The organism is Streptomyces sp. NPDC047453 (assembly GCF_040643155.1).
GTDB lineage: Bacteria > Actinomycetota > Actinomycetes > Streptomycetales > Streptomycetaceae > Streptomyces.
The window spans coordinates 4,642-26,704 of the sequence record NZ_JBEYTS010000012.1 but is presented as its reverse complement, the minus strand read 5'-3'; the positions used below and the strand labels follow the sequence as shown (position 1 = coordinate 26,704).

Genomic DNA, 22,063 nt, shown 5'->3' with positions numbered 1-22,063 from the left:
GTGCGTCGCTCTCTTTCTCCGGCCGGATCGCCCCAGCGTAGGCCCTGCCGTCAGCCGTACAGTTCGGCCAGGGCGGCGGCGAAGATCTCGGTGTGCGCGCCGACGTCCTGCTCGGGGTGTCGGGGTCTTCGTCGCATGGCCGGCGCCTGCCTTGCCGACGGGGTTCGAGGGCCGTTCCATGGGCGTATGCGTCCCTGTGTAGCCGTCGCCGGGCCCGGAGAGGCCTCCGAGCGGGAGGCGGAACTCGCTCGGCAGGTGGGTGTGCTGCTGGCCCGGCAAGGAGCGGTCGTGGTGTGCGGGGGCCTGGGCGGGGTCATGGAGGCGTGCGCGCAGGGTGTGACGTCGGCGGGCGGTACGGTCGTCGGCCTGCTGCCGGGCCGGGACCGGGCCGCGGGGAGCCCGCACCTGAGCCTCGCGGTGGCGACGGGCCTGGGCGAGCTGCGCAACGGGCTGCTCGTGAACACCTGCGACGCGCTCGTCGCGGTGGGCGGCGGCTGGGGCACGCTCAGCGAGGTGGCTCTGGCCCTGCGGGCGGGCAAGCCGGTCGCGCTGCTGGAGAGCTGGGCCCTGCCGGACGCGCCGTCCGCCACCGGTGGGATCCACGGACCGGTCGAGGTGGCGACACCGGCGGAGGCCGTCGAGGCGGTCCTGCCCTCAACTCGAGTGAGCTGAGGCCCGATTGAGGCTGAGGCCCGATTGAGCCTGCGGCCTTGAGTTATCTGACAGCACATCAACTATTCTTTAATGACGGGCAATTCAGACACTTGACCTGGAAAGGAACGGCAACTGAACGGTTTCGTAAGAAACTTGTCGCCCACCGTGTGAGTTCGGTCGATGACAGCGTGTACGGTGCTCCGAATGCCTCGGGGCAGGGTCGCGGACCCAGCCCTTCCCGACGTCCCCTGGAACCGCCTCCCATGATCGAAATGCCGGACCTGGTGGCCGGTGGTCTCGCCGCCGGGACACTGTCCGCCCTCGCCCTCGGCGGCGGCCTGCTGCGATCCCGGCGCCGGCAGGCCGTCCAACGCGACCGGATCGCCGCCCTGCTCCAGCAACTGGAGGATGCACAAGGGACGTTGACCGCCGAGGTGGAACATCTGGCGGCGGAGCGGATCCCCGCCGCCGCCCGGCAGACGGCGCATCCGCACGTCGTCGTGCCCGGTCCGCTGGAGCCGGGGACCACCGGTACACCGCCGGGCGTCGCGATGGAGGGCGTGCTGAGCGCCCTGCGCACCGAACTTCTCGCCCAGCGCACCCGGATCGACTCCGCCGCCCAGGCCGGGATGCGCGGCGCCACCCGGGAGATCCAGGCCGCCCTGTACCGGTTGCAGGACGCCCTGCGCGGCCTGCAACAGCGTTACGACGACCCCGAGTTGGCGCAGACCCTGTTCACGCTCGACCACGAGAACGAGCAGTCGCTGCGCCGGGCCCAGGTCGCCGCGGTGGTGTGCGGGGCCTGGGTCGGGCTGGCGCGTGAGGAGTCGCACCTGGTGGACGCGGTGACCGGTGGCCAGGCACGGCTCGCCGGCTACCACCGGGTGCGGGTGCACAACCATCTCCAGGAGGGCACCGCGCTCGTCTCGCACGCCGTCGAGCCGGTCGCCCTCATCGTCGCCGAACTCCTGGACAACGCCCTGCGCCACTCGGCGCCCGACACCGATGTCCTGGTCAACCTGGAACACGTCCACCACGGGGTCTGCGTCACCGTCGACGACGCGGGTCTGGGTATGACACAGGACGAACGGGCCCGCGCGCAGCGGCTGGTGGCCGGCGGCGAGCCGATCCTGCTGACCGATCTCGGAGACCCGCCGCGCATGGGGCTCGCCGCGATCGGGCAGCTCACCCGGCAGTTCGACCTGGGCGTCGACGTGTCCTCGCCCTCGCCCTACGGAGGAGTGCGCGCGGTCCTGCGGGTCGAGAGCCATCTGCTCACCCGTATCGACCCGGCCGCGAGGCCACCGGCGGCCAGCGCGCCCCGCTCGACCCTGAAACCCACCGCGCCGGACCAGACCACGGATCCGCACCAGGAGGCGAGCGCGCGGCCCGCGTCCCCTTCCTCGCGCGGCCGGACCGCGCCGCGGGAGACCGCGGCGGAGCACCGCCAGGCCCCGGCACCGGGCGGTGCGGACACCGCGCACTCCCACGCCGCGGAACAGGGCCGCGAGCCGCAGCCCGCCGCCCCGGCCGGATGGGCTCCGCACGACACGGGCGGAGGTCTGCCGCAGCGCCGCCGCCGCTCGCGCCGTACCGCGCCGCCCACGACGGTGTCCGGCCCGCACCTCTCGGCGCGCACGCCGGAGGAGGCCGCGGCCGTGCTCGGCGGTCTGCAGTCCGCGACGGCGGCGGCCCGCGGCGCAGCCGACCCGGTGGCCGCGCGCGCCGGGGCCGGACGCGCGGCACGGACACCGGCGGCCGACGACGGCGAACCCGCCAGGGGAAAGCCCACGAACGCCGAGGAATGGCCCGCGAATCCCGAAGGAAAGCCCGCGGACGCCGGGGGAAGGCCCGCGAGCACCGAAGGAAGGCCCGCGGACGCCGCGGGAAGGCCCGCGAGCGCCGAGAGTCGGGCCTTCGGAGGGCGGTCGGCGCCCGAGGGAGTCGAGCCCGCCGCACACGACCGCCCCGGTACCGACGGCGGAACCGCCCCGCGAGGACCCGGGGAAGCCGAGCACTGGTCCGCCGCGGCGAAGGCGCCGGACTCCCGAACCCTGTCCGCCGGGACGGACTCGGCTCGGGACGGGGCGGGGGAGGTCGGGCCGGAACACCGGGGCGGCCCAGGTGCGGCAGGGGGCCCGCGCGACGCGGGCGCAGCCGAGAACGAACACAACGACCATGAAAAGGGAGCGGCTCGATGACCAGCCGTCAGGCAGGCGACACGGCATGGGTGCTGGACCCGATCCTCGAGGTGCCGCATGTCGTGGCCGCCGTCCTGCTCACCCGCGACGGACTCGCCACCGGATACACCGACGCGCTCTCGCAGGCCTCGGCGGAGCGGGTGGCCGCCATCACCAGCACCGTGCAGGGCGCGTGCCGCACCGCGGCGGCGGCGTTCGCGGACCAGGACCGGGCCGAGGTGCGGCAGGTGGTCGTCGAGTCCGACCACGGCTACGTCCTGATCGTCCCCACCGACCACGGCACGTGTGTCGCCGCCTACGGGGATCCGGAGGTTCGCCTGGACCTTCTGGCGCACCGCGTCCACTCCCAGGTGGCACGGATGGGCGAGAAGGCGATGGCCGCCGCGGCCAGAGGATCCGACGGCGGCGCGCCGGCATGACCGGCCGCCGTGGCGGCCGTCCCCTGGTTCCCGCGTACCTGTCGACCGGCGGCACGGCCCGGCCCAGCCGACCGCACCTGGAGCGGCTGTCGGTGCTCACCGCCGTCGGCGGGTCCGCGCCCGCGGGCCTGCCGGCCGCCCAACTGGCCCTGCTGGACGTCCTGGACGACGGTTCGCTGACAGTGGTGGAGGCGGCGGCGCTGCTCGAACTGCCGGTCTCGGCCCTCCGTGTCCTGGCCGGCGACCTGATCGACCGGAACCTGGTGCTGGCGCGCGCGCCGATCCCGCCCGCCGAACGGTTCGACCCCGACCTGCTGAAGAGAGTGGCCGATGGCCTCCGCGCCCTCAAGCACTAGCGGCATCCACCTGCCCGACACCGCCCGCGACCTGGTGAAGATCATCGTCGCGGGCCCGTTCGGAGTGGGCAAGACGACCCTCATCGACTCCGTCTCCGAGATCCGCCCGCTGCACACCGAGGAGACCCTGTCCGAGGCGTCCGCGCGGGTGGACGACCTCGCCGGGGTCCGGGAGAAGGCGACCACCACGGTCGCCATCGACTTCGGGCGGATCAGCCTGCCCGGCGGAATCGTGCTGTACCTGTTCGGCACACCCGGACAGGAGCGGTTCCGCCCGCTGTGGGACGACATCACCCACGGCGCCCTCGGGGCGCTCGTGCTCGTGGACAGCCGCCGCATCGACGCCTCGTTCGACGTGCTCGGACTGGTGGAGGAGAGCGGACTGCCGTACGCGGTGGCCTTCAACGCGTTTCCCGACTCGCCGAGCCACTACAGCGACGAGGAGCTGCGCGCGGCCCTGGACCTGGAGCCCGCCACCCCGATGGTGACGTGCGACGCCCGGGACGCCGACTCCTCGATCGACGCGCTGCTCGCTCTGGTCCAGCATCTGATCGACCACCCCTCGGAGCGCCGGTGACCAGCCACTCCCCCGCCCAGCGGGCCTTCTCGCGTTCGGCTCCGGTACGGCTGTGGGAGGACGGGTTCGCCCTGGACCCCCACCGCTACTACGCCGCCCTGCGCGCCCAGGGCCCGGTGGGCTGGGCCGAACTCGCGCCCGGCGTACCCGCGTACGTCGTCACGGACCGGCGGGCCGCCCTGGACCTGCTGCACGACACCGAGTCGTTCTCGCACGACCCGCGGCCGTGGGAGGCGACCGTCCCCGACGACTCGCCGGTCCTCGGCATGATGCGCTGGCGGCCGAACACCCTGTTCGCCGACGGCGCCGCCCATGTCCGCTACCGCACCTCGCTGATCGACACCTTCGACCGCCTGGAGCCGCACGACCTGCGGGCACGGGTGCACCGGGCGGTGCGCCTGCTGGTGGGCCGGGTCGGACCGCGCGGCGAGGCCGACCTGGTGGCCGACTTCGCGCGCCCGCTGATGGCGCTGGTGTTCAACAGCCTGTTCGGGCTGCCGGACAACGCGAGCGACCGCCTGAACGAGGCGCTGGGCAAGATGATGGAGGGCGGCGACCAGGCGGCCGAGGGCGAGGCCGAGTATGCCGGTTACGTTCTGGAGCTGATCGCCGCGAAGACCGAACGGCGCGGCGACGACCTGCCGAGCCTGCTGCTCGACCACCCGGCGGGGCTCAGCCCGGAGGAGGTCACCTGGCAGGTCTTCCTCACCCTCGGCGCGGGCCACGAGCCGACCGCGAACCTGGTGTCCAACGCGCTGTCCCGCATCCTCGGCAACCCCGACTACTACTCCACCCTGACCAGCGGGGCCCGTCCGGTGATGGACGCCGTCGTGGAGGTGCTGCACCACGAGACCCCCCTGGCCAACTACGGCATCCACTTCGCCCGCCGGTCCACGACCTTCCACGGGGTCTGGATCCGGGCCGCCGTTCCGGTCGTGGTCTCGTACGGAGCGCTCGCCCACTTCGCCGAGCGGGAGGCGACCGGTGGCCGCCACCCGAAGGACGCCTCGCACCTCTCGTGGTCGGCCGGCCCGCACGCCTGCCCGGTCAAGCAGCCCACGCTGCTCATCGCCACCGAGGCGATCGAGCGGCTCACCCAGTGGCTGCCCGACCTGGAGCCGGTCCTGCCCCGCGAGCGGCTGACCTGGCGGCCCGGCCCGTTCCACCGCTCGCTGACGTCCCTGCCCGTGCGGTTCAGCCCCCGCTCCCCCGACCAGCCTGGAGAGTCGCCGTGACCGTGACCGACCGTATCGCCCTCGACCCGTTCGGGGCCGACATCGCCGCCGAGAGCGCCCGTCTGCGCGCCCTCGGCCCGATCGTGCCCGTCGAACTGCCCGGCGGTATCCCCGCCTGGGCGCCCACCGGCTACGACACCCTCAAGGAGCTGATCCTCGACCCGCGGGTGAGCAAGGACCCGCGCAAGCACTGGAGGCAGTGGCCGGAGGTCGGCCAGAACCCCTCGTGGGGCTGGATCCTCGGCTGGGTCGGTGTGGTGAACATGCTGTCGACGTACGGCACCGACCACGCGCGGCTGCGCAAGCTGGTCGCGCCGAGCTTCACGCACCGGCGCACCGAGGCGATGCGGTCACGGGTGGAGGCGATCACGGCGGAGCTGCTGGAGGAGCTGGCGGCCGCCGGGGCGCGCGGTGAGGTGGTGGACCTCCGGCAGGGGTTCGCGCATCCGCTGCCGCTGCGGATGATCTGCGAGCTGTTCGGTGTGCCGGACGAACTGCGGGAGGACACCTCGCGGCTGGTCGCGGCCATCATGGACACCTCCGATCCGAGCCCGGAGCACGCCGCGTTCGTGCAGCGGCAGATCGGTGCGGTGCTGGGCGGGCTGATCGCCCACAAGCGCGAGCACCCGGGCGACGACATGACCACCGAGCTGATCCGGGTCCGGGACGGGGACGGGGACGGGGACCGGCTCAGCGACGAGGAACTGCTCTACACGCTGCTGCTGGTGATCGGCGCCGGTTTCGAGACCACCGTCAACCTCATCGGCAACGCGATCGTCGCGCTGCTCACCCACCCCGGGCAGGTGGAGGCGGTGCGCGGCGGGAAGACCGGCTGGGACGCGGTCGTCGACGAGACGCTGCGCGTGCACCCGTCCATCGCGTCCCTGCCCCTGCGGTTCGCGGTGAGCGACCTGACCGTCGGCGACGTCACCGTCCCGGCGGGGGACGCGATCATCACGACCTACGCCGCCGCCGGGCTGGACCCCGCGCACTACGGCCCGGACGCCGACGTCTTCGACGCCGCGCGCGGTGCCGACGACCACCTCGGGTTCGGTATCGGCGTGCACCGGTGCATCGGGGCGCCGCTGGCCCGTATGGAGGCCCTGACCGCGCTGCCCGCCCTCTTCGACCGCTTCCCCGGTCTGCGTCTGGCCGTCGACGCGGAGGAACTGCGCCAGGTGCCGTCCTTCATCGCCTTCGGCTGGCAGGAGGTGCCGGTGCGACTGGACGGCTGAGTGCCGGGCGCTCCCGCGGCGTCGGGGCGCGGTGCTCGGTGGCGGGCCGCCCCCAGGACTGCTGGGGGCGGCCCGCGGCGCGGAGTTCGCCGTGTCCGGGCGCCGTGCGGTGCGCTGACCTGCGCCCGGGCGCCCGACGGCACGGGACCGGTCCCCCGTTCCGGTCCCGTGTCCGCGGCTCGTCGAACCTATGTGTACGGGGCAGCCGTTGGGTACTGCGCCGATGCCCCTTCGGCCCGGTGGAGGGCTCAACCGTGCACAAGTGAGTCCGGAATGCCCGCTTCACTCCGCGCCGAGGGCGGGCGGTTCGAGGTCGCCCACCGCCACATGGGCCAGGACGACCTCGTACAGGTCGCTGCCGGCGGCGAGGAGCTGGCGTTCCAGGACGGGCTCCACCCCGCGGACGTGCTCGCGGACGGTCTGCGCGTGCACGCCGAGCAGTTGCGCGGCGCGCTCGGCGTTTCCGCCGGCGGTGATCCAGGTGCGCAGGGTGCCGCGCAGGTCCCGCGCGTCCGCCGCCAGACGGCCGAGGAGCTCGCGTGCCCAGGTACGCAGGGCGGGGCCGGTCAGCAGGTCGCCGAGGCGTACCGCGCCCGTCCACGGCGCCGGGCCGACGGCCGGCTGGTGGTCCAGGCCGGCCTGGGTGTTCAGGGCGAGGTGGACGGCGGCCCGGTCGGTCAGCCTGCCGAAGTCCGCGCCGACCAGTCCCTCCACCCGCTCCATACGGGCCCGTACCGTGTTGCGGCTCACCCCGAGGACCTTCGCCGCGCTCACGGCGGTGAACTCCAGGCCCAGCCTGGTGGTGGCGAGCAGTTCGGCGCGCGTGTGGTGCGCCAGTGTGTCCAGCGGCCGCAGCAGCCGGGCGGACCAGGCGCGCAGCGCCTCGGGGTCCATCAGGCGCTCGGGGTGGCTGCGCTCGGCGTACACGGCGGCCCCCTCCGGACGGAACCGGGCGACCGCGAGGGCGCTCACGGCCTGCCCGTACGCGGTGGCGGTCCGGGCCAGGCCGTGCCGGGTGCTGCCGCCGAGGAAGGTGCGCGGCCGCGCGCCGACCAGCGAACGCAGGTTGCGGCCGTCGGTCTCGAGCGGCGCGAGCACGATCACGTGCTCGTCCACCGCCGGGCAGAGCACCACCAGGGCTCGTTCCCCGGTGGTGTCCAGGCACTCGGCGGCCAGCCGGTCGCGTCCTTCGCGGTGGGTTTCGACGACGTAGACCCAGGCGGCGTCCGTGTCGAGCAGTCCGGGCCACAGCCCCGCGGCCACCCGGCGGGCCGAGACGGTGTCCTCCACCATCAGCAGTTGCAGGATCGCCAGTCGCAGGGCCGCCGTCGCCTTTTCGAGCCGGTGCCCGGCGACGGTCGACTCGTCGGCCCGCAGCAGCAGTTCGAGCACTCCGGCGGTGTGGGTGACCATCTCGGCGGCCTGCCGGTCGAAGGGCTCGGCGCGGGAGACGGCCAGGACCCGGGCCGACTCCGGATGCGGGCCTCCCACGCGCACCAGGCGGACGTGGTGTCCCCGGTCCTCCAGCGCGGCGGAGGCGAACCGGCCGGCGACGACGTCCTCGACCAGGTCCTCGTCCAGGGCCAGCGGCTCCCCTGCGAGCAGGGTGCCGGTGCCGTCCAGCAGGCAGCCGGTCCCGTGCACGGACGCGGCGAGCCAGGCGACGACCTTGCGCACGTCCCGTCCGGTCGGTCGCAACTGGTCGAGGAGCCCCTCGGCCCAGGACGCCCGGTCGTCCCGTCCCGGGGGTCCGGCGGTCCCGTCCTCTCGCCCGGCCATGTCGGCCCTCTCCTCGTCCGTCGCCTGTCCGTGGCCTTGACCTCGGCGTTTCCGATCTTGGACGTTACCAGGCAGTGCCCCTTCACTCCGGCCCCGGGCACGTCGCACGACCGGACGAACGGTCAGGAGGGCGGCTTCGCCGGCGGTTCACGGGGGGGGTGGTGAACAACCGGCGAAGCCACGCGCCCGAGGCCGGGGGGACAGCTCCCGAGCGACACGAGAACGCTGCTTCCCCCGTTCCCAGGAAGTACGCCTACAAATTCGAAGCGGGTACGACTCCGCCGGAACGGGGCAGCTTGGGGGGGGCGCCTGGAACTTGGCGGGACACCGGGAGTCTGGCGGGACGCCGGGAGCTTGGCGGGGCGCCGAGGTGCCGGGCGCGAGGCGGGCATGAGGCGGGCAGGCGCCGGGCACGGCTCGGGCGCGCGGCACGGTGGGGGCGGCTCAGCCCACCGACGCGGCCCAACCCGCGCGAGCGGCGTAGCACGCACAGCAACGCGGTGCAGTGCGGGCTGCGGCACGTAGAGCCCAACCCGGCCGGCGCCGCCTCCGCGGCCCGCGCGGGCGGTACAGCGCGCAGAGCGGTGCCGTGCAGACAGCACAGACCGCTCGGCGCAGGCGCCACCAACGGCACGTCACCGCGGCCGGTGACACGGGGCGGTTGGGCGAGATGCGAGCGCCGGTACGCGGGTAGCCCAGCTCCGGTGGTGCGGCGCGGACAGAGCAACGCGGCTCGGTGCGGCGCGCACGGCACGGAGCGGACAGCTCAGCCCGCCGGCGCAGCCTGCGCGGACGGCACAGCGCCCAGTGCAGTGCCGTGCAGACAGCACGGACAGCTCGACACAGACTCCGCCGCACAAGAGGCGCGGCCGGCGCCAACGGCACAACATCAACAGCACGTCACGGCGGGCGCTCGGCACGGTGTGACGCGCTGCGACCGGTGACACGACGCAGCTCGGCGCGACGCGAGCGCCAAGGCGCCGATACGCGGGCAGCTCAGCACCCGCGGTGCGGTGCGGACACCTCTGCCCCAACGGCGCAGTCCGCGCAACCCGCGCGAGCGGCGCCGCGCAATGGGCACAGCCGCCGCTGACACCGCAGCGCCTGCGGCAGTGCACAGGGTGGACGGCGGCCCGACGACTTGGCGCGGTGCGAGCGCCGGGGCGCCGGCGGCGCGGCAGCCAATCGCCGTCTGCACGGTGCGACGTGGCGAGGCGCGACTGGCAGCTCAGGCTCGCCGATGCACCCCCGCAGCCCGCGCGAGCGGCACAGTGCGGAGCGGGCGGCACTGGCGCCTCCGTGCAAGGGGCGCCGGTGGCGCGGTGTTGACCGGGCGGGCGCGGGTGGGGCATGCGGCCGGAGCGTTGTCGGGTGCGGGTGGGGCGCCGAGCGGTGGGGCGGCGCGCAGGGGCCGTTGGCAGGGGCCTGCGTCGTGGTGGGTGGGGTTCGGCATAAGCTCGACGGATGGCGAAGTATTTCGACGTGCACCCCGACAATCCGCAGCCGCGTGCGATCCGTCAGGTCGCGGACAGCGTGCGCGACGACGCGCTGATCGCGTATCCGACCGACTCGTGCTACGCCCTGGGCTGCCGGCTGGGCAGCCGGGACGGCATCGAGCGGATCCGGACGATCCGGCAGCTGGACGACCGGCACCACTTCACCCTGATGTGCCAGGACTTCGCGCAGCTCGGTCAGTTCGTGCGGATCGACAACGACGTCTTCCGCGCCATCAAGGCGTCCACGCCCGGCAGTTACACCTTCATCCTCCCCGCCACGAGGGAGGTGCCGCGCATGTTGCAGCATCCCAAGAAGAAGACCGTCGGGGTGCGCATCCCCGATCACGTCGTCACCCAGGCCCTGCTCACGGAACTCGGCGAGCCGCTGCTGTCCAGCACGCTGCTGCTGCCCGACGAGGAGGAGCCGATGACGCAGGGCTGGGAGATCAAGGACCGGCTCGACCACGTGCTGGACGCGGTGGTCGACTCCGGCGACTGCGGCACCGAGCCGACCACGGTCGTCGACTTCTCCGGCGGCGAGGCGGAGATCGTACGGCGGGGAGCGGGCGACACCTCCCGGTTCGAATAAGGAGCGCTGCGCGCTGGGCGGGCGGTCGGCGGTGACGGGCGTCCGCCACCGCCGCGAGGTGCCCGGGGGCGTGCCGCGCCACAGTCTTGATTGACATGTACGCACCCTAGACGGGATTCTGAGAGCGCTCTCACTTCAGGTACGGACCACCCAACTCCGTATCCCCCAACCCCCCACGGAGGTGGAGCATGCTCAGCAGACTCAAGGTGCTCGCGACGACAGGGGCGACGGCCCTCGTCGGCGCGCTGCTCGGACTCGGTGCCCCCGCCCCGGCCGAGGCGGCGGTGCCCGACACGATCCCGCTGGAGGTGACCAACAACTCCGCCCGCGGCGAGCAGCTGTACATCTACGACATCGGCACGTCCCTGGCGACCGGCCAGCAGGGCTGGGCCGACGCGAACGGCGCCTTCCACCCGTGGCCGGCGGGCGGGAACCCGCCGACTCCCGCCCCCGACGCCTCGATCCCCGGGCCGGCCGCCGGACAGCCGGCGACCATCCGGATCCCCAAGTTCTCCGGGCGGATCTACTTCTCCTACGGCGAGAAACTCGACTTCAGGCTGACCACGGGCGGACTGGTCCAGCCCGCCGTGCAGAACCCGAGCGACCCCAACCACGACATCCTCTTCAACTGGTCCGAGTACACACTGAACGACGCCGGGCTGTGGCTCAACAGCACCCAGGTGGACATGTTCTCGGTGCCGTACTCGGTGGGTGTCCGGCGTGCCGACGGGAGCACCGTGAACACCGGCCGCCTCAAGCCGGGCGGCTACCGCGCCGTGTTCGACGCCCTGCGCGCGCAGCCCGGCGGCTGGGGCGGTCTGATCCAGACCCGGTCCGACGGCACCGTGCTGCGAGCGCTCTCCCCCGGGCACGGCATGGAGAACGGCGCCCTGCCGGGCAGCGTGATGGACGACTACGTCAACCGGGTCTGGCAGAAGTACGCCGGCACCACGCTCACCGTCACCCCGTTCGGGGACCAGCCCGGCACCCGCTACTACGGCCGGGTCTCGGGCGGCGTCATGAACTTCACCGACGCCTCGGGCGCCGTCATCACGAGCTTCCAGAAGCCGGACGCCGACAGTGTCTTCGGCTGCCACAAACTGCTGGACGCCCCGAACGACGCGGTACGCGGGCCCATCTCCCGCACCCTGTGCGCCGCGTTCAACCGGTCCACGCTCCTGGTGAACCCCGACCAGCCGGACGCCACGGCGGCGAACTTCTACCAGGACTCGGTGACCAACCACTACGCGCGGATCATCCATGACCGGATGGCCGACTCCAAGGCCTACGCGTTCGCCTTCGACGACGTCGGCAACCAGGAGTCCCTGGTCCACGACGGCGATCCGCAGCAGGCCCACCTCACCCTCGATCCCCTGGATTAGCACCGAGTTGACCACGGAGGGGTCCGGCGCTCGATCGCCGGACCCCTCTCGTACACAGGGCATGATCATTGTTACGGTGCACCGCGTGTCTGACTCCTCACGCGATACCGTCGAAGGCGCCGGCTGGACGGGCGTCGAACCCGGAACGTACCGGCAGTTACTCCCCGCCAGGGTGCGGAAGCTGTCCTGGCTCGACCCGCGCGTCCTGTGGGCCGCCCGCAACGGGGTGGTCGCCTCCTGGTTCGGGGACCCCACGGGCCGCACCCGGGACCGCTGGGTGGCGCAGCGGACGGCTGCCGGCGCCCCGGCGGACAAGGTGGTACGGCGACCGGAGGGGGACCGCTTCTCCTTCCTGGTCATCGGGGACACCGGCGCGGGCGACGACTCGCAGTACGCCGTCGTACCCGGCCTTCTGCAGGCCGGTCGGGAAACGTCGTTCGCCGTGATCACCAGTGACGTGATCTATCCCGTCGGGAGCACCGACGACTACGGCACCAAGTTCTTCCGCCCGTACCAGGACTATCCGGCGCCGATCTACGCGATACCGGGGAACCACGACTGGTACGAGGACCTCGGCGGTTTCATGCGCGTCTTCTGCGACGACGCCCCGCCGCTGCCGCCCGAGCCGAGGCCCCGGCCGCTCGGCCGTGCCTGGTGGCGTGCGCTGCTGTGGCACCGGCCGCGCCCGGTGGACGAGCAACGCTTCGCCGCGGCTCGGAAGTTGAGGTCGCAACCGGGTCAACAGGCCGTCCAGCCGGGCCCGTACTGGGCGATCGACGCGGGTCCGCTGCGGATCGTCGGCATCGACACCGGTCTGCTCGGCACGATCGACGCCGAGCAGGGCGCCTGGCTGCGGGAGGTCTCGCGAGGGCCCCGCCCGAAGATCCTCCTCACCGGATCGCCGCTGTACGTGGACGGCGAGCACCATCCCTGCCCCATCGAGGGCGGCGGCACCGTCGACGACATCGTGCGCGACCCGGCCCACCGCTATGTGGCGGCGATCGGCGGCGACATCCACAACTACCAGCGCTATCCGGTCGACGTGGACGGCCGCACCGTCCAGTACGTCGTCTCCGGCGGCGGGGGCGCGTTCATGCACGCCACCCACACCATCCCGCGCGTCTCCGTCGCGAACGTCACCGAGTCGGACTTCCGCTGCTATCCGCTGCGCGGCGACTCCCTGGCCTTCTACAGCAGGGTGTACGCCCGCCGGCTGCGGCTGCGCCGCTTCCTCACGATCAGCGAGGCCGAGGCGATGGCCGTCGTCGCCGAGCGGCTCGGCATCCCGTCCGTCCGTCCCAGAGGCGCGCCGGTACGGGTCACCCGGCGCGTCCGCCTGGTGGCGAGCCTGCTCGGCGCCGGCCGCCGCCCGGAGCGCCGGGCCCGCTTCCGCCTTCCGGTGCGCGAGCTCTACACCCAGCTGTTCTCGCCGAGTTCGGCGACGTACAGCCCGCCGTTCTTCAAGTCGTTCCTGCGTCTGGACGTCACCGGGGAGGCGGTCCGGCTGCGCTGCTTCGCGGCGACCGGCGGGCGCGCCCAGGAGATCGCCCCGCCCGTCGAGGACGAGGTCACCATCCCCCTGACCTGACCGCCGGCGTTCCGGCCCCGCCCGAACCGGTCACCAGCGGCCCGGCTCACTGCCGGTGACCGGCTCGGACGGCTTGCCGTCCGCTCCGACCGGTACGTCACCGGCGAGCATCACCCGGTGCATGATCCGCGGGAAGCCGAGATGGGCGCTGTCGCCGGGTGCCAGGTGGATGGTGGCCCGGTTGTCCCAGAAGGCCACGCTGCCCGGCTCCCAGCGGAACCGGACCGTGTACTCGGGCCGGACGGCCTGCTCCAGCAGCATCTCCAGGATCGCCGCGCTCTCCGCCCGGGAGAGGCCCTCGATCTGCTCGACGTAGTAGCCGTTGACGAACAGCAGCCGCTCGCCCGTCTCGGGATGGACGCGTACCAGCGGGTGCACGGTGACGATCTGATGGCCCATCAGGTGGCGGACGTACGCGTCGGCCCCGGGCCGCGGCTGGTAGCCGACCCCGAGCCGGTGCTCGGCGCGCAGCCCGTCGACGAAGGCGCGCACCGGCTCCGACAGCCCGGCGTAGGCGGCGGCCAGGTTGGACCAGGTGGTGTCGCCGCCGTACGGCGGGACGGACTCGGCGCGCAGGATGGTCGCGGCCGGCGGGTCGGCGCGGGCGCCGTGGTCGCAGTGCCAGCCGCGCAGCAGCGTGTGCCGGCGGCGCCGCAGCCACTCCTCGTGGTCCATGCCGAACCGCCCGCCCAGCTCCAGCCGGTCCGCGGTGGTCTCCACCTCGGGCACGTCCGGCGGTGACGCACCACCGCGACGCCGCAGGACCACCGGCTCGCCGAAGCGGCGGGCGAGGGCCACGTGGGAGGCGTGGTCCAGCCGCTGCCCGCGGAAGAACACCACCTTCCAGCGCAGTACCGCCGCACGGATCTCCGCGGCCACGGCGTCGTCGAACCCTCCGGCCAGATCCACTCCGGTGATCTCGGCCCCGATGTACCCGGCGACCGGCCTCACCTCGATCCCGCCGGCCCCGCGCCCGCCCGCTGTGCCCGTGTCCGTCGTCATCCGCGCGCTCCGATGGTCGTCGTAACGGTCTCCGCCGATCGTGACAGCGTTTTCCACCCCCGGCGACAGGGCCTCCGCTCCCCCGTCCGCGGCAGGGCCGCGGCGCACAGGCCGCCGCGGGGAACCCTTTCAGCCGCACGGAACCCGTTCAGGGGAAAGTGCCGCCCTACGCGCGTGGCGGCATGTCGGTTCGTCGACATCTCTGCTGTGACCCTGCCGCTGATCCCGCCCATGCTGGCCACGCCCGGCCCGCTCCCGCCGGCCGCTCAGGACGCGCGGTGGGCGTACGAGACGAAGCAGGACGGCCAGCGCGTGGTGGCCTATCTGCCGGGTGACGGCGGGCTGCTGCTGCGGGCCCGCTCCGGTGAGGACATCACCGCCGCCTACCCCGAACTGCGGCCCCTCGGCCGGGTGCTCGGCGCCACGCCCGCGATCCTGGACGGGGAGGTACTGGCGCTGGACGAGCAGGGCCGGGCGAGCTTCCAGTTGCTCCAGGGGCGCATGGGGCTGGCCCACGCCCCCGGCCGGGCAGCGCGCAGGGCCGCCCAGGTCCCCGTCCACCTCGTCCTGTTCGACGTGATGCACTTGGGCGCGCGCCCGCTGCTCGCGCTTCCCTACGTCCGGCGCCGCGAGCGCCTGGAGGACCTCGGCCTGACGGGTCCGTACTGGTCGACGCCCTCGGCGGTCGTCGGCCACGGCGCCGAGGCCCTGGCCGCCACCCGCGAGCACGGCCTGGAGGGCCTGATGTGCAAGCGGCTGGACTCGGTGTACGAACCGGGGGTGCGCTCCCGGGCCTGGATCAAGATCCGCAACATGCGCAGCGAGGACGTCCTCGTGGGCGGCTGGCTGCCCGGCAAGGGGCGGCTGACAGGCCTGCCGGGCGCCGTCCTGATGGGCCGGCGCGCGGGCGGGCGGCTGCGCTACGTGGGCAGTGTGGGCACCGGCTGGAGCGAGGCGGAAAGGTCCGAGCTCGCCGCGCTGCTCGCGGTCCTGGCGACCGACGCGTGCCCCTTCGACCCCGTACCGGCGGTGCGCGGGGCGCACTGGGTGCTGCCGCGCCTGGTCGGCGAGGTCCGCTACAGCGTGCGCACCCGGGCGGGGATGCTGCGCCAGCCCTCCTGGCTGCGGCTGCGCCCCGACCTCACTCCCGAGGAGGCCGCGGTGGTGGACCTGCCCGACGACCTGGAGGGGTGACGGACCGGGAGAAGCGCGGGCCCGGGGCAGGTGACAGGGCGTCAAGTTCCGTACACCGGCGACCGACAGCGGCACCGGGCGCCCGCGCCGAGGTCTATTGTGTCCCGCATGTCCGTCCCCGAACTGATCCGTATCGTCTCCCGTGACTCCCCCATGGCACTCGCCCAGGTGGAACGGGTCCGCGCCGAACTGGCCACCGCGTACCCCGGTGTGCGCACCGAGGTGGTCCCGGTGCGGACCACCGGCGACAAGTGGCTGGGGGATCTGTCCGAGGTCGAGGGCAAGGGCGCCTTCACCAAGGAGGTCGACGCCGCGCTGCTGGCCGGCGAGGCCGACCTCGCGGTGCACTGCCTGAAGGACGTGCCCGCCGACCGGCCGCTTCCGGCCGGTACGACGTTCGCCGCGTTCCTGAAGCGGGACGACGTCCGCGACGCCCTCGTCCACCCCGGCGGGCTCACCCTGGACGAGCTGCCGGCCGGCACCCGCGTCGGCACGTCCGCGGTGCGCCGCATCGCCCAGCTCGCGGCCACCCACCCGCACCTCGAGTGCGTGCCGTTCCGCGGCAACGCCAACCGGCGGCTGGAGAAACTCGCCGCGGGAGAGGCGGACGCGCTCCTGCTCGCCGTGTCCGGACTCGAGCGCATCGGACGTGCGGACGTCGCCAGCGAGGTGCTGTCCCCGGAGGCGATGATGCCGCCGATCGGCGCGGGCATCCTCGCCCTGCAGTGCCGGGAGGGCGACGGCGCACTCATCGAGGCGGTCGGCGCGCTCGGCGACCCCGGCACGTATCGCGCGGCCACCGCGGAACGCATGTTCCTGCATGTGCTCCAGGGCCACTGCAACAGCCCGATCGCCGGGTACGCGCACGTCGACGGCGGTGGGGAACTCTCGCTGCGGGCCTGTGTGTTCACCCCCGACGGCAAGACCCGGCTGAACGCCCACGAGTGGGCGGGCCGGCTGGACGCGGCCACACTCGGCACATCGGTCGCCGTCGCCCTGCTCCGCCAGGGCGCCCGGGAGATCATCGACGGCATCCCGCACTGACGACGCGGGCGCACCGGAGCCCGGCGGGGCACGACGGCCCACGGAACGGCGGCGGGATCAGCCCGCGGTTCCCGGTCCTGCCTGGTCGCGCAGGAAGGTGCTGATCTGGTGCGCCAGCCCGCCCTGCCCGCCGGCCGCGGGCGTGCCGGTCCCGGCGGACTCCTCGTGCCCGTCGACACAGCCGGTCCACAGCGCGCGAGAGGTCCACTCGTCGTCGACCCGCAGCTGGATCTGCGCGTCGATCTGGGACAGGGCGGCCTCCGGCCCCGCCGCGTACAGCACCGCAGTGACCCGGCGCAGCGGATAGACGTCGAAGCCCTCGACGAACTGCGAGTTGCGCCAGTCGACGAACGCGCCCTCCCCGTCGGGGCCGATCCGCACGTCGATCTGCCCGTCCTCCAGGTGGACGCAGAAACGCCGCGTGCCGCGGTTCTCCACGGTGACGCGGAGGCGGAAGTACGTCAGACCCTCGGCGGCCTCGTCGCGCCCCCTCGGCGGCTCCGACCGCTCCAGGCGGTGGACGCGGACGCGCAGACCGGCATGCTCCTCGTACTCCTGCCAGTCCCCGACCACGTTCGGCTCGTACACAATGCACCTCTCGACTTCCAAGAGCTGCTTCCTATCCGCGCGCTCAGCGCACTGTCAAATGTGCGGAATGCGCCGTGGCCGGGGAATTCGCCGTCTTTGATCGCTGATCAAGCCGTGGACAGGAGGAATTCGCCGGCGGTCCGTCGAGGCGGCCTCCGAGGCGTGCCGCACATCACTCCCACGGGCGGCACGGGCGGCGGTCCGCCGGGCGTCGTCAGCGGGCCAGCCGGCCGAGCAGCGTGGAGGCCGCGGTGATGCCGAGCGCGGCGGCCACCACGAGGACGGCGAAGTCGGTGGCGAGGTGCGCGGGGGTGCCGAGCAGCAGCCCGCGCAGGGCGTCGACCTGATAGCTGAGCGGGTTGGCCTTGCTGACGGCCTGGAGCCAGCCGGGCATGACGGCGACCGGGTAGAGGGCGTTGGAGCCGAAGAACAGGGGCATCGTGATCGCCTGCCCGATGCCCATCAGCCGGTCTCGGCTGAGCACGATGCCGGCGATGGTCATCGACAGGCAGGCGAAGAACGCCGAGCCGAGGACGACGGCCGCGGCGACGCCCAGCAGCTTCAGCGGGTTCCAGGTCAGCGCCACGCCGAGCAGGGCGGCGATGACGATCACGACGATCGCCTGGATCAGCGCCTTCACCCCGGCCGCGAACGCCTTGCCGGTGACCAGGGCGGAGCGCGGGGTCGGAGTGACCAGGAGCTTGTTGAGGACGCCCGCGTCGCGCTCCCAGATGATCTGGATGCCGTAGAAGATCGCGATGAACATGGCGGACTGGGCGATGATGCCCGGTGCCATGAAGTCGATGTACGGGATGCCGCCGGTGGGGATCGCCCGGATGCGGGTGAAGGTCTGACCGAAGATCAGCAGCCACAGGGCGGGCTGCACGGCGCGCGTGTACAGCTCGGTGCGGTCGTGGCGGAGCTTCTGCAGCTCCACCGCGCACATGGCGACGACCCGGGCGGGCAGCAGCCGCCAGCCGGCGCGGGGCTGCGGGGGCCGCAGCAACAGCCCGATGTCGTCGGCGCTGACGGCGTCAGCCGACGCGGTGCGCGGTGCGGCGGGTGCTTCGGACATCGCGGAAGCCTCCTGAGGTGTCGTCGAGGCCGCTGCCGGCCACGTCGCGGAAGACGTCCTCCAGCGTGGGCAGCGGGTCCGTGGCCGGGGCGCCCTGGGAGCGGAGGCGCTCGCCGAGCCCTTCGCGCAGTTCGGCCGGGGTGCCGAGGGCCCGGATGCGGCCGCGGTGCATCAGGGCGACCCGGTCGCAGTACGTGTCGGCCTCGTCCATGTAGTGGGTGGTCACCAGGACCGTCATGCCGGTGGCGGCGCGGACGACGCCGATGTGCTCCCACACCCCGGTGCGGGCGATCGGGTCCAGGCCGATCGTCGGCTCGTCGAGGATCAGCAGGCGGGGTGAGCTGACCAGGGCCTGGGCGAGTTCGAGGCGGCGGACCATGCCGCCGGAGTAGGTGTTCGCCAGCCGGTCGGCGGCGTCGGCCAGACCTACCGCGGCCAGCGCCTGGGCGACCCGGTCGGCGCGTTCGCGGCGCGGGACGTCGAAGACGCGGGCGAACAGGGTGACGTTCTCCCGGCCGGTGAGGGCGGCGTCGGCGGACAGCTGCTGCGGGACGTAGCCCAGCAGGCGGCGTACCGCCATGCGGTCGGAGGCGACGTCGTGGCCGAAGACGCGGACCATGCCGGAGGGGACCGGCAGGAGGGTGGTGATGCAGCGGATCGCCGTGGTCTTCCCGGCGCCGTTCGGACCGAGCAGCCCGAACACCTCGCCCGGGCGCACGGACAGGTCCACGCCGTCGACGGCGTTGGTGTCGCCGAAGGCGTAGGCGAGTCGGGTGCAGGCGACGGCGTCGTCGGCCGGCTCGGCGGCAGCGTTCCGGGTCATGGGCGATCGGCCTCCTCGTGCAGGTTCTCGGCCAGTTTGCGCAGGGCGGGGATCGCCGCGCGCAGCGCGTCCCGGTCCGCCTCGTCGAGCCGGTCCACCTGATGGCGTACGAGTGCCGCGCGGCGCTCCCGCCAGTCACGCAGGCGGGTCCCGGCGACCTCCGTCAGCAGCAGGCGCGCGGCCCGCCGGTCGGCGGGGTCCGTCTCACGGATCAACTGACCGTCCCGGACGAGCTGGTTGACCAGTGTCGAGACGGAGTTGCCCGCCAGGTGCAGTTCCTTGGCGGCCTCGGAGACGCCTATGCCGGGGCGGCCCTCGACCAGGCGCAGCAGCTCGTTCTCGGCGCCGCGCAGCCGGGGCACGGTCATCCCGGCGCGCAGCCGGCGGCGGATCAGCCGCTGGACGCCGACAAGGGCGTCGGCCAGCTCTTCGGGGAAGGTCTCCGGGGTCACGTCCGCCAGATTACCTCTGTAGTAGAGGTAATCACCCCAAAAAGCCGGTCAAGGATGCCGCGGCGGCAGGCGGGGGCGGAGGCGGGCGGGAGGCGGGTACGGAGGCGGCTCCGGCACGGCACGGAACCGGCGGGCGCTTCCGCATTCGCACCGCCATGGAAATGCACGCATTTCCTCCGGTGGCGATTCTCCGGATTCTGGACAACAATTGATATTCGTGCGGTCGCATACCGTCACCGCATTCCCGGAACAGTTTTGAAATCGCCGACTTCGGGAATCCCGAGTCCAGTGCTTCGGACAGGAGGCACGTCCGTGGGAGCCGGCGCGCCGGGCCCCGATGTTCATCTCCGTCCGGTCCGAGCCCCGCCCCTCCCAAGGTGTCCGTCCATCCAGCACCTGCTGAGGGAGGCGCAGCTCATGCGTACCACCGGCAGAACGAAGACCCATCCGCACGACGACGCCCCCGACACCGCCGAGGCGTTCGAGCGGCTCGCCCGCATGCCCGACGGCGCCGAGCGCAAAGCGCTGAGGGACGAGCTGGTACAGGTGTGGCTGCCCATGGCCGAGCGGATCGCCGTACGGTTCCGCGGGCGCGGCGAGGCCCTGGAGGATCTGTACCAGGTGGCCGCGCTGGGCCTGGTCAAGGCCGTCGACCACTACGATCCGGCGCGTGGCTACGCGTTCGAGGCGTACGCCGTGCCGACGGTCACCGGGGAGATCAAGCGGCACTTCCGCGACCACATGTGGACGCTGCACGTGCCGCGCCGGGTGCAGGACCTGCGCAACCGGGTACGGCGCGCCACGAAGGAGCTGGCGCAGACCACGCCCGGCCGGACGCCGACCGTGGCCGAGATCGCCGAGTACGCGCAACTGAGCGTGAGCGACGTGCACACCGGGATGGAGGCCCTGGACTGCTTCGCCGCGCTGTCGCTGGAGGCGGAGGTCCCCGGTACGGACGGCTACGCGCTCGGCGACGGGCTGGGCGAGGCCGACGCGCGGTTCGACCTGGTCGTGGACCGGGTGGCGGTCCGGCCCTGTCTGGAGGCGCTGCCCGAACGCGAGCGCACCATCCTGTACCTCAGGTTCTTCCGGGGCATGACGCAGAGCCGGATCGCGCAGCAGCTGGGCATCTCGCAGATGCATGTCTCGCGCCTGCTCAGTGGGTGTTTCGCCCATCTGCGCGAGGAGCTGCTCGCCGAGGCCGGGTGAGCCTCGCCGCGGCTCGCCCGACGGGGCGGCCGTGTCCCGCGCCGTTTCGGCGGCGTCCGGCGGGTACTCGGCAGGCGTCTTCCGCGCGCCGGTCGGACACTGGTGTCAGGCTGGTGGAAACCGGTCTGACACCACCAGGACGGGCCATGAACCACGACAGGACACCTTCCGGCAGTTCCCCCGACGTCATCTCCACGCACTCGGTGTGCGGCGCGCCCTGCTGGGTGAGCCTGACCAGCCACGATCTCCAGGCCACGGAGGAGTTCTACCAGGCGGTGCTGGGCTGGGAGTGGCGTCCCGCCAGACTCGGCGACCACTTCCGCATCGCGCTCGCGGAGGGCGCACCGGTCGCGGGGATCGGCGCGGTGGCCACCATGTGGCAGATGGCGGTCGCCTGGACGCCGTACTTCGCCGTGCCCAGCGCCGACCAGGCCGTCGCACGGGTGCAGGAACGCGGCGGTACGGCCGCGGTCGGCCCGATCTCCTTCCCGCCGGGGCGCGCGGCGCTGCTGGCCGACCGGGACGGCGCGACCTTCGGGATCTGGGAGGGTGACCTCTTCACGGACTGGGAGACCTGGCGCAAGGCCGCGCCGGCCTTCATCCGGCTCCACACGCGCGACGCCTTCGACGCCGCGATCTTCTACGGCGAGGTCCTGGACTGGGCCTCACGGCGGCCCGGCTGCTGCGAGGTCCGCTACGAGCGCGACGAGGTGGTGCTGCGCAGCCACGGCGAGGTCGTGGCGCGTATCGAGTCCGGCGCGCTGGAGGAGGCGCCCGACCCCACGATCCGCCCGCACTGGCAGATCCACTTCCGCGTGGCCGACGTGGCCGCCTGCGCCCGCGCCGCCGAGGTCCACGGCGGCAGCGTCCTGCGCGAGGGCCCCGACGAGGCCGTACTCCGCGACCGGGACGGCGCCCAGTTCACGGTGACATCCCGCCGCGAGGCCTGAACGACCGACCCATCCCGGCCACCAGCCACAGACCGACACAAACGCCGCGCGCCCACGGCCGCCAAGATCCACGCCGACAGCGTCCCGCGAGGGCCCCGACAAGGCCGTACCCCGCGACCCGGACGGCGCCCAGTTCACGGTGACATCCCGCCGCGAGGCCTGAACGACCGACCCATCCCGGCCACCAGCCACAGACCGACACAAACGCCGCGCGC

20 protein-coding genes are annotated in these 22,063 nt (G+C 73.2%); 14 read left to right on the top strand and 6 right to left on the bottom strand.

What is annotated here, in order from left to right; translation table 11 throughout:
• Positions 1-186 precede the first annotated feature (186 nt).
• From ABZ818_RS13790 to ABZ818_RS13760, 7 genes are all read left to right on the top strand, one after another.
• Positions 187-672, top strand: a complete 486-nt coding sequence (locus tag ABZ818_RS13790) for a TIGR00725 family protein (RefSeq protein ID WP_361413684.1) — start codon at positions 187-189, stop codon at positions 670-672.
• Between the two features lie 245 nt (positions 673-917).
• Positions 918-2,855 carry an ATP-binding protein gene (locus ABZ818_RS13785; protein ID WP_361413681.1) on the top strand — a complete coding sequence of 646 codons (1,938 nt, stop codon included), beginning with the start codon at positions 918-920 and terminating at the stop codon, positions 2,853-2,855.
• Positions 2,852-3,274 carry a roadblock/LC7 domain-containing protein gene (locus tag ABZ818_RS13780; protein ID WP_361413679.1) on the top strand — a complete coding sequence of 141 codons (423 nt, stop codon included), beginning with the start codon at positions 2,852-2,854 and terminating at the stop codon, positions 3,272-3,274. Before ABZ818_RS13785 ends, ABZ818_RS13780 begins: the two co-directional genes overlap by 4 nt.
• Positions 3,271-3,630, top strand: a complete 360-nt coding sequence (locus ABZ818_RS13775; RefSeq protein ID WP_361413676.1) for a DUF742 domain-containing protein — start codon at positions 3,271-3,273, stop codon at positions 3,628-3,630. The genes ABZ818_RS13780 and ABZ818_RS13775 overlap by 4 nt, the downstream gene beginning before the upstream one ends.
• Positions 3,605-4,207: an ATP/GTP-binding protein gene (locus ABZ818_RS13770; RefSeq protein ID WP_361413674.1), complete on the top strand. Its 603-nt coding sequence runs from the start codon at positions 3,605-3,607 to the stop codon at positions 4,205-4,207. The genes ABZ818_RS13775 and ABZ818_RS13770 overlap by 26 nt, the downstream gene beginning before the upstream one ends.
• Positions 4,204-5,442, top strand: coding sequence for a cytochrome P450 (locus tag ABZ818_RS13765; RefSeq protein ID WP_361413671.1), 1,239 nt, complete (start codon positions 4,204-4,206; stop codon positions 5,440-5,442). Before ABZ818_RS13770 ends, ABZ818_RS13765 begins: the two co-directional genes overlap by 4 nt.
• A complete protein-coding gene (locus ABZ818_RS13760) occupies positions 5,439-6,677 on the top strand; it encodes a cytochrome P450 (protein ID WP_361413668.1) in 1,239 nt (412 codons plus the stop codon). Before ABZ818_RS13765 ends, ABZ818_RS13760 begins: the two co-directional genes overlap by 4 nt.
• Before the next feature lie 282 nt (positions 6,678-6,959).
• On the opposite strand, the gene ABZ818_RS13755 is transcribed toward ABZ818_RS13760, so the two are convergent.
• Entirely contained in the window at positions 6,960-8,456 is a 1,497-nt protein-coding gene (locus ABZ818_RS13755; RefSeq protein WP_361413666.1) for a helix-turn-helix domain-containing protein, read from the bottom strand.
• Between the two features lie 1,464 nt (positions 8,457-9,920).
• Between ABZ818_RS13755 and ABZ818_RS13750 the strand changes: the two genes are divergently transcribed.
• The 3 genes from ABZ818_RS13750 (at position 9,921) to ABZ818_RS13740 (ending at position 13,511) form a co-directional block, all read left to right on the top strand.
• A complete protein-coding gene (locus tag ABZ818_RS13750) occupies positions 9,921-10,541 on the top strand; it encodes an L-threonylcarbamoyladenylate synthase (protein ID WP_361413663.1) in 621 nt (206 codons plus the stop codon).
• A gap of 188 nt (positions 10,542-10,729) precedes the next feature.
• On the top strand, positions 10,730-11,923 hold the full coding sequence (locus ABZ818_RS13745; protein WP_361413660.1) for a glycoside hydrolase family 64 protein: 1,194 nt from the start codon (positions 10,730-10,732) through the stop codon (positions 11,921-11,923).
• Between the two features lie 85 nt (positions 11,924-12,008).
• Positions 12,009-13,511, top strand: coding sequence for a metallophosphoesterase (locus ABZ818_RS13740; RefSeq protein ID WP_361413658.1), 1,503 nt, complete (start codon positions 12,009-12,011; stop codon positions 13,509-13,511).
• A gap of 30 nt (positions 13,512-13,541) precedes the next feature.
• On the opposite strand, the gene ABZ818_RS13735 is transcribed toward ABZ818_RS13740, so the two are convergent.
• Positions 13,542-14,513, bottom strand: a complete 972-nt coding sequence (locus tag ABZ818_RS13735; RefSeq protein WP_361413655.1) for a TauD/TfdA family dioxygenase — start codon at positions 14,511-14,513, stop codon at positions 13,542-13,544.
• 207 nt (positions 14,514-14,720) lie between these two features.
• Here ABZ818_RS13735 and ABZ818_RS13730 point away from each other — a divergent pair, with 207 nt between their 5' ends.
• The gene (locus ABZ818_RS13730) at positions 14,721-15,707 is read left to right on the top strand and encodes an ATP-dependent DNA ligase (RefSeq protein WP_361413652.1); all 987 of its coding nucleotides are present in this window, start codon (positions 14,721-14,723) and stop codon (positions 15,705-15,707) included.
• Positions 15,708-15,815: 108 nt separating this feature from the next.
• Positions 15,816-16,751, top strand: a complete 936-nt coding sequence (gene hemC / locus ABZ818_RS13725) for a hydroxymethylbilane synthase (protein ID WP_361413649.1) — start codon at positions 15,816-15,818, stop codon at positions 16,749-16,751.
• A 57-nt stretch (positions 16,752-16,808) separates the two neighbouring features.
• On the opposite strand, the gene ABZ818_RS13720 is transcribed toward hemC, so the two are convergent.
• The 4 genes from ABZ818_RS13720 to ABZ818_RS13705 form a co-directional block, all read right to left on the bottom strand.
• Positions 16,809-17,339 (bottom strand): hypothetical protein, encoded by a 531-nt coding sequence (locus tag ABZ818_RS13720; protein WP_361413646.1) that lies wholly within the window; start codon positions 17,337-17,339, stop codon positions 16,809-16,811.
• 214 nt (positions 17,340-17,553) lie between these two features.
• The gene (locus ABZ818_RS13715) at positions 17,554-18,414 is read right to left on the bottom strand and encodes an ABC transporter permease (protein ID WP_361413643.1); all 861 of its coding nucleotides are present in this window, start codon (positions 18,412-18,414) and stop codon (positions 17,554-17,556) included.
• Positions 18,374-19,237: an ATP-binding cassette domain-containing protein gene (locus ABZ818_RS13710; RefSeq protein WP_361413640.1), complete on the bottom strand. Its 864-nt coding sequence runs from the start codon at positions 19,235-19,237 to the stop codon at positions 18,374-18,376. The genes ABZ818_RS13715 and ABZ818_RS13710 overlap by 41 nt, the downstream gene beginning before the upstream one ends.
• Entirely contained in the window at positions 19,234-19,689 is a 456-nt protein-coding gene (locus tag ABZ818_RS13705) for a MarR family winged helix-turn-helix transcriptional regulator (protein ID WP_361413638.1), read from the bottom strand. Before ABZ818_RS13705 ends, ABZ818_RS13710 begins: the two co-directional genes overlap by 4 nt.
• A gap of 417 nt (positions 19,690-20,106) precedes the next feature.
• Between ABZ818_RS13705 and ABZ818_RS13700 the strand changes: the two genes are divergently transcribed.
• A complete protein-coding gene (locus ABZ818_RS13700) occupies positions 20,107-20,898 on the top strand; it encodes a SigB/SigF/SigG family RNA polymerase sigma factor (RefSeq protein ID WP_361413636.1) in 792 nt (263 codons plus the stop codon).
• Positions 20,899-21,044: 146 nt separating this feature from the next.
• The gene (locus ABZ818_RS13695) at positions 21,045-21,848 is read left to right on the top strand and encodes a VOC family protein (RefSeq protein WP_361413633.1); all 804 of its coding nucleotides are present in this window, start codon (positions 21,045-21,047) and stop codon (positions 21,846-21,848) included.
• Positions 21,849-22,063: the final 215 nt, after the last annotated feature.

Excerpts from the sequence above, each read along its gene's own strand:
- hemC (WP_361413649.1), top strand. The coding sequence starts at position 15,816 with ATGTCCGTCCCCGAACTGATCCGTATCGTCTCCCGTGACTCCCCCATG.
- ABZ818_RS13715 (WP_361413643.1), bottom strand. The coding sequence starts at position 18,414 with ATGTCCGAAGCACCCGCCGCACCGCGCACCGCGTCGGCTGACGCCGTC.
- ABZ818_RS13780 (WP_361413679.1), top strand. The coding sequence starts at position 2,852 with ATGACCAGCCGTCAGGCAGGCGACACGGCATGGGTGCTGGACCCGATC.
- ABZ818_RS13750 (WP_361413663.1), top strand. The coding sequence starts at position 9,921 with ATGGCGAAGTATTTCGACGTGCACCCCGACAATCCGCAGCCGCGTGCG.
- ABZ818_RS13735 (WP_361413655.1), bottom strand. The coding sequence starts at position 14,513 with ATGACGACGGACACGGGCACAGCGGGCGGGCGCGGGGCCGGCGGGATC.
- ABZ818_RS13700 (WP_361413636.1), top strand. The coding sequence starts at position 20,107 with ATGCGTACCACCGGCAGAACGAAGACCCATCCGCACGACGACGCCCCC.
- ABZ818_RS13775 (WP_361413676.1), top strand. The coding sequence starts at position 3,271 with ATGACCGGCCGCCGTGGCGGCCGTCCCCTGGTTCCCGCGTACCTGTCG.
- ABZ818_RS13755 (WP_361413666.1), bottom strand. The coding sequence starts at position 8,456 with ATGGCCGGGCGAGAGGACGGGACCGCCGGACCCCCGGGACGGGACGAC.
- ABZ818_RS13710 (WP_361413640.1), bottom strand. The coding sequence starts at position 19,237 with ATGACCCGGAACGCTGCCGCCGAGCCGGCCGACGACGCCGTCGCCTGC.
- ABZ818_RS13745 (WP_361413660.1), top strand. The coding sequence starts at position 10,730 with ATGCTCAGCAGACTCAAGGTGCTCGCGACGACAGGGGCGACGGCCCTC.
- ABZ818_RS13695 (WP_361413633.1), top strand. The coding sequence starts at position 21,045 with ATGAACCACGACAGGACACCTTCCGGCAGTTCCCCCGACGTCATCTCC.
- ABZ818_RS13785 (WP_361413681.1), top strand. The coding sequence starts at position 918 with ATGATCGAAATGCCGGACCTGGTGGCCGGTGGTCTCGCCGCCGGGACA.
- ABZ818_RS13770 (WP_361413674.1), top strand. The coding sequence starts at position 3,605 with ATGGCCTCCGCGCCCTCAAGCACTAGCGGCATCCACCTGCCCGACACC.
- ABZ818_RS13790 (WP_361413684.1), top strand. The coding sequence starts at position 187 with ATGCGTCCCTGTGTAGCCGTCGCCGGGCCCGGAGAGGCCTCCGAGCGG.